At 65.9% G+C, this 6419-nt stretch carries 5 protein-coding genes and 1 pseudogene; all 6 read right to left on the bottom strand.

What is annotated here, in order from left to right; translation table 11 throughout:
- Nucleotides 1-285 (bottom strand): annotated as a pseudogene (locus tag AC1DZ6_RS02170) (hypothetical protein); the annotation flags it as partial.
- A gap of 90 nt (nt 286-375) precedes the next feature.
- Nucleotides 376-3228, bottom strand: a complete 2853-nt coding sequence (locus AC1DZ6_RS02165) for a hypothetical protein (protein ID WP_477095546.1) — start codon at nt 3226-3228, stop codon at nt 376-378.
- An 80-nt stretch (nt 3229-3308) separates the two neighbouring features.
- Nucleotides 3309-3863, bottom strand: a complete 555-nt coding sequence (pseH, locus tag AC1DZ6_RS02160; RefSeq protein WP_477095545.1) for a UDP-4-amino-4,6-dideoxy-N-acetyl-beta-L-altrosamine N-acetyltransferase — start codon at nt 3861-3863, stop codon at nt 3309-3311.
- Nucleotides 3864-3922: 59 nt separating this feature from the next.
- Nucleotides 3923-4762, bottom strand: coding sequence for a flagellin (locus AC1DZ6_RS02155; RefSeq protein WP_477095544.1), 840 nt, complete (start codon nt 4760-4762; stop codon nt 3923-3925).
- 186 nt (nt 4763-4948) lie between these two features.
- Nucleotides 4949-5284 carry a hypothetical protein gene (locus AC1DZ6_RS02150; protein WP_477095543.1) on the bottom strand — a complete coding sequence of 112 codons (336 nt, stop codon included), beginning with the start codon at nt 5282-5284 and terminating at the stop codon, nt 4949-4951.
- A 112-nt stretch (nt 5285-5396) separates the two neighbouring features.
- The gene (locus AC1DZ6_RS02145) at nt 5397-6218 is read right to left on the bottom strand and encodes a flagellin (protein WP_477095542.1); all 822 of its coding nucleotides are present in this window, start codon (nt 6216-6218) and stop codon (nt 5397-5399) included.
- Nucleotides 6219-6419: the final 201 nt, after the last annotated feature.

Genomic DNA, 6419 nt, shown 5'->3' with positions numbered 1-6419 from the left:
GACGTCGAGGGCGCCGGTCGCGACGCCGTTCTTCTTGGCGCACTCGGCCAACGTGGTCTCGCCGACGAACTGACCGCCGACGAAGCACCGCAGCGGTCGGTTGGCGTCGAGCTTGTTGTCGTCGGCCCGCCCGGTCTCGACGACCAGGCCCGAACGCGAGGCCGGCGGGTCATCGGTCGGCGACTTATTGCCGTGCATGACGGTCAAGGCGATGCCCAGGCCCGCGATCAGGGCCAGGACGGCGCCGCCGCCCAGCAACACGCGTCGATCTTTGAGAAGTTCCATGATCCCTGGCTACGACGCGCTGATGACGCTTTCAAGTCCAGGCGCGCAGAAGGCCCAAGGCGGCCCCAGGGGGGCCGCGCGGGATCGCCCCTAGCCGCCGCCGGTCAGGCGATTCAACGCGGCCTGGTAGTTGGCGATCTGGCTGGTCAGATAGGCCGGGACCGGCCCGTTGACGTTGTTGTTCGAGGAGGCGGTCGCGTCGGCCCGCTTCACGCCGTTGGCGGTGTCGGCCATCTCGCGATAGGCGGTCCGCACGGCCGAAAGGGCCTTGGTCATGGCCGCCATGGCGGCGTCGCGGCCGGTCTTGTCGGTAAGGTCCAGGCCGGTGWCCAGCGAGAAGCCGTAGATCGGCCCCTTGCCGTCGGCCGAGACCACCTGGCCGTGGTCGGTCTTGGTGTTGCGCACGATGCCCGGCTTCAGACCCAGGGCCTCCAACACGTCGGTGCCGCCCTTGCCGGGCAGGATCTCGACGGTCGAGGTGGTCTGGGATGGGCTGATCCGCAGCATGCGATTGTTGCCGCTGCTGGCGAACTCGACCTTGGCGGCGAAGCCCGTGGCCTTGCGGATCTTGTCGGCCAGGGTGTCGAGCGTATCGTCGGCGGCGATCTTGATCGTCGTCAGGGCGCCGCGGGCCCGGGTGCGGACCTGGAAGGTGTCCCCTGCCCGCGCCGAGGTCGCCGAAACGATCTTATCGGACTGGGTGAAGTCCATCTTGCCGCGCGGAATGCCGAACAGGTCCAGCGCGCTGGAGCCGGAGGCGTCCACGGCGATCGAGGTGGGCGTGGCGTAGCCGTCCTTGCCGGTCAGCCGCTGCTCCCAGGTCGCCGCGCCGGTGGCGACGTCGATCTGGGCGACGTAGCCGTCCTTGTCGCCGACCGTCGGCAGCCCCGACAGATCCTTGCCCGCCGAGCCGACGAGCCAGGCGGTGCCGTTCGAGACCGCCATGCCGGTGACCGTGTCGTCGCCCGTGCCGCCATAATAGGCCAGGGTGTCCTGGCTCTTGTCGGTCAGGTTCAGCGACAGCCGGGCCACAAAGCCGTCGGAACCGCCGGAGGCGGCCTTGGTCTGGTTGTCGACGTCCAGAGCGCCGTTGGTGGTCGAGCCGCCGATATAGAGCTGGCCGTTGTCGATCGTCAGGCCGGCGATGTTGCCGCCCTTCAGCGTGCCCAGGTCGCGCGTCGCGCCCTCGGTGAACGTGGCGGCCTTGGTGTAGGTGACCGGGGCGGTGACCCAGACTTCCTTGTCGTTCAGGAAGGTGCGGTCCTCGGTCACGATGCTGGTCGTGACGTCGAAGCTGCGAAGCATCGCCTCGCTGCCTTCCTTGCTGGCGACCACCACCTGCGTGCCGTTGACGACGATACCGGCGACGGTGTCGTTGTTCTCGCTGCCGAAGTGGGTGGTGAACAGCGCCTTGGGCGTACCGGCGATGTCGGTGGCGAAACCGGTCAGGTAGCTGTCGTAGCCGCCCTCCGTCGCGCCGGTCGCCGAGCCGGGGATGTCCGACTTGGTGCGGCCGCCCACATAGACGACGCCGTCCTGGCCGAAGGCCACGGCGGTGGCCTCGTCCTCCAGCATGCCGCCGCGCCGCACCGTCCAGGTCTCGTCGCCCTTCGCGTCGTAGAGCGTGACGAAGCTGTCGGTGAGCGTGCCGGCGGAGTCGGAATTGATCGGACCGTTGGTCGAGCCGGAAAGCCCGCCGGCCACCGAACCGGCGATGGCCACCTTGCCGTCGTCCGAGATGGCCATGTTGTAGCCGCTGGCCGTGTTGGCCGCGCCCAGGGTGCGGGCGTAGAGCAGCTTGCCGGAGGAGTCGTACTTCAGCAGGGCGACGTCCTGGTCGCCCTTGATCGTCTGGGTGTTGGTCGTACCATCGACATCGGCCAGGACGTAGAGCGAGCCGTCCGGCCCGGTCATCGTCTTGTGGACGGTGCTGATCGTGCCTTCCAGCGTGTCGGAGAACACCTTGGTGCCCGGCGTGCCGGCCGTGCCGGGGCCGTACTTGGTCAGGGTGTTCTCGATCACCGCGTCATCGGTTGTGGTGTTCTTGTCCGGATCGGGATTGCCGGCGGCGGTCGTGATGTAGACCGCCGGCTTGGCCGCTGGGGCCGAGAAGGTCAGGGTCTCGGTCGAATCGCCGCGGATGCGCAGGGCGAAATCGTCGCCGGTGGCCGGCAGCTTGACGGTCTGACCGTTGACCGTGGTGGTGCGCTCCTGGCCGGCGGTGCGCTCGACCGCGAACTGGGTGTCGAAGTCGGCGGCGGCCAGCTTGGTGTTGAAGAAGGTCACGACGTTGGACATCGTCCGCGGCGTCGTCCCCATCTCCGACAGGTCCATCGTCACGTCGGTGGAGACGCCGAACTTCTTGACCGACATCGTGAAGCTGACATTGCCCTGGAAGGTGGGCACCTCGTCGTCGAACTGGCCGCTGTAGAGGGTGTTGGTGACGTAGCCGTAGTTGTTCTTGGGCACGCCGACGCTGGACTTGTCGCTGGTCATGACCGCGCCRGTGGTCAGGCGCATGCCGTCGGTGCTGAGGTTCTKGACGTAGCTGTTGACCTCGTTCAACCCCTTGCTGAACGCGGCCTGCAGACGCTTGATCTCGCTGTCGGTGACGTTCTTCTCAGCCGAGCGGTTGGCCAGCGCCGACAGGGTGTTGAGCGCCTGATAGGCGGCGAACAGCTTCTTGTAGTCGCCGGTGATCGTCGGGGCGGCGGCGACGGCCGCGCCCTCGTCGACGAACTTGCGGCCGTTCAGGGCCGCCTTGACCAGATCACTGGGCTCGGCCGCGCCGCTGGTCCACGGCGAGCTGGGCACCGCCTTGCTGGGCGAGGACGAGGAATTGGAGGAAGAGGGCCTGCCGTTCGACCCAGCCGAGTTCGCGGCCTGACCCGCGGTCTTGGCCTGATAGTAACCGAGCAACAGACTGGAATCGAAAGTGATCACAGCGGGTCCCAACGGGACGCAATACGCCCCTTGATTCGATTGTCGGCGATGAACGCTGACGTTTCGTTAAGACGTATGAATCAAGCGGCGATCAGGTGGGCGTCGGTCAATGAGCGCCGGACTTCGCCCCGCAGCTCGCGCCATTCCTCGGCCAGGATGCCCAGCAGAACGACGTCGCGCGGCTGGCCGTCCTTCAGGACATGACCGCGCAGATAGCCCTCGCGCCGGAATCCGGAAGCGGCCTGAGCCTTCAGCGCCGCGTCGTTGTCGGCCATGACCTCGGCGAACACCTTGTGCAGGCCCAGTTCGCCGAAGGCGCGGTCGAGGCCCAGCACCTGGGCGGCGCGTCCCACGCCCCTGCCCCGCGCCTCGGCCGAACCGAGGAACCAGTTCCAGCCGGCCCGGCGATGATGGCTGAGCAGACCCGTCAGGGTCAGCAGACCGGAAGGCTCGCCCGACCGGACGATCATCCAGCCGCGCATGTCCGGATCGGAACGAAGGGCCTGGAACCAGGCGGCATGGGCCTCGCGGCTCGGAAAGGCCGCGTCGGACATCCAGCGGTCGACTTCCGGCTCGCCCCGCCATTGGAACAGGACCGCCTCGTCGCCGTCCGTCAAATCGCGAAGCTCGATCATGCCGGCTCGATTCTCCCAACGCTCGTGCGGGAAAGTCTACCCTGCCGATCGCGTCAGGCCTAGCTGCCGCCGTTGAACAGCGACAGGATGATCTGCGGCGCCTGATTGGCGATCGAAAGCGCCTGCGCGCCGAGCTGCTGCTTGACCTGCAGGGCCTGGAGACGCGCGCTTTCCTTGGCCATGTCGGCGTCGACAAGGTTGCCCACGCCCGTCTCGAGCACGTCGTTCAGCTTGGAGACGAAGGTGTTGTGGGCGTCGATCTGCTTGGCTTGCGAGCCGATCGAACCGACCGCCTGGTTCACGCGCGTCAGCGTGGCGTCCAGGCGCGTCAGCACGCCGGCGGCCAGGGTTTGGGTGGTGAGGACGTCGGTCAGCGTCAGGCTGTTGATCGTACCGCCCAGCGACAGATTCTGCAGGTTCAGCGTGATGACCGTCGCGGCGTCGGCGTCGGCCAGGAAGGTGATGTTGGTCGGTTCGCTGCCGTTGAGGATGTTGGCGCCGTCGAAAGTGGCGCTGTTGATCACCTGGGTCAGGTTCTTCAACAGCCCCTGGAAGTCGGCGTTCAGCGCGGTGCGCGACGAGGTCGACAGCGAGGTGTCCTTGGCCGCGACCACCTTTTCACGCATCTGGGTCAGCAGGTCCGAGACCGATTCACCCGCGGCCAGGGCCACGTCGGTGATCGAGGTCGCGCGGTCCAGGCTCATCTTCACCGCGTTCAGGGCCGAACGGTCGGCGCGCTGATCCTGGGCGATCGACCAGACGGCCGCGTTGTCCTTGGCGCTGGAGATCGCCAGACCGGTGTTGATGCGGGACTGGACTCCCCCCATCTCGTCGTTGGTCTTGTTCAGATTTTGCAGGGCGATCAGCGCGGGCTGATTGGTGTTCACGCTCAGCGTCATCACGGTCTCCGAACGGCGATTCTTGCCAGTGGGGCTCGGAACGCGATTCGGCGGCCGAGCAGGTCGGCCGTGAAATTGGGGCTGAGGGAGTAAGAATATGGTTAACGCGCGTAAACCATGTTCCGCCTGCGACGTCGGGTCGCGGCGAGCACGGCTCTAGAAGCGGCTCAACCCGAGCCGCTCGCCCTAGGTCAGGCCGTCGAAGACCTCACCCGGGTCGTAGTGCTCCGCCTGCTTGAACCGCAGGACGTCCTCACGCGGAAACTGCTGCAGGATGTCGCCGGTCCGGCGGTCCACCGTCTTGTAGACGTAGGTGCCGGTCTTGCTGTCCTGCTCGATCACCAGGCGCAGGTCTCCAGGCTGGGGACCATCGGCGACCACGGCCTGCTCGACAGGCGCGGCTTCCTTGGGCGCGGACGTGAAAACGCCGCCCGCGGGATAGCCCGGGACGGTCGAAGCGGTGTTCGCGGGGGGCGTGGACGGCTCGGAAACGATGGGCGTCAACGCGACTTTGTTTTCCATAACTCCTATCGCGGCCGGGTTACGGCGGCGCCTCTAGTGATCCCTCCCCTCGCGCCGGCTGGCGCGAGCGAAAGGCGGAGGCGGGTCCGAAGACCCGCCTCCTTCTTCGTTCCTATCGGAACAGGCTCAGGATCGACGAAGACGACTGGTTGGCGATGGAGAGCGCCTGGATGCCCAGTTGCTGCTTGGTTTGCAGCGACTGCAGCTTGGCGCTTTCCTTGGCCAGGTCGGCGTCGACCAGGTTGCCCACGCCGGCGTCCAGGCTGTCTTGCAGCTTGCCGACGAAGGTCAGGTGAGTGTCGAGGCCCGTCGAGCTGGTGCCCAGCGAAGCCAGCTTGTTCGTGGCGGTGCCCAGGGCCTTGCTGACGGTGTCGATCATCGTCTTGGCGCCGGTGGCCGTCGTGAACGAGGCCGCGGCCGACAGGCCGATGCCGAGCAGCGAGATCGTCTTGGCGGCGACCGTGAACTGCGAACCGTCCGAGTTGGCCAGGAAGGCCAGCTTGGTGGTCGAACCATCGGCGATCGAGACGCCGTTGAACTTGGCGTTGGTGACGGCCTTGGTGATCTGGTCGCGCAGGCTGTTGAAGTCCGACTTCAGGGCGTTGAACGAAGCGGTGTTCAACGAGGTGTCGGAAGCGGCCAGGGCCTTTTCCTTCATCTTGCCCAGCAGGTCGGTGACGGTGTCGCCGGCGGCCAGGGCCACGTCGATGGTCGACTGGCCGCGTTGAAGGGAGTCCTTCACGGCGTTCAGCGAATTGGCGGTGGTCGATTGGTTTTTCGCCATAGCCCAGATCGCGCCGTTGTCCTTGGCGTTGCCGACCTTCTTGCCGGTGTTGATACGCTGTTGCGTAACACCCAGCTCGCTATTCGTGGCGTTCAGGTTTTGCAGCGCAATCATCGCGCCAGCGTTCGTGTTGATGCTATTCAGCGGCATCGCAACATTTCCTATTCAAGGGTGCCGACGTCATTTTGACTGCCGGGAGCTTTTTGCTCGAGCTACTAGGCAGCAAAGATCGGGCCAAAACTGCCCACTAGGCAGAAATTGCCAACACCTTGAAATATCTAAGTTATACTTTGATTTACCATATATTTGCCCGGCAATAACTGCCGAGAGCGGCGCGGCATAGGTAAAATC

The organism is Caulobacter sp. P1_B12_2 (genome assembly GCF_056406675.1).
This window is presented reverse-complemented; position numbering and strand designations above follow the sequence as displayed.

Coding starts and splice junctions, on each gene's coding strand:
- AC1DZ6_RS02150 (WP_477095543.1), bottom strand. CDS start 5,284: ATGGAAAACAAAGTCGCGTTGACGCCCATCGTTTCCGAGCCGTCCACG.
- AC1DZ6_RS02155 (WP_477095544.1), bottom strand. CDS start 4,762: ATGACGCTGAGCGTGAACACCAATCAGCCCGCGCTGATCGCCCTGCAA.
- AC1DZ6_RS02145 (WP_477095542.1), bottom strand. CDS start 6,218: ATGCCGCTGAATAGCATCAACACGAACGCTGGCGCGATGATTGCGCTG.
- pseH (WP_477095545.1), bottom strand. CDS start 3,863: ATGATCGAGCTTCGCGATTTGACGGACGGCGACGAGGCGGTCCTGTTC.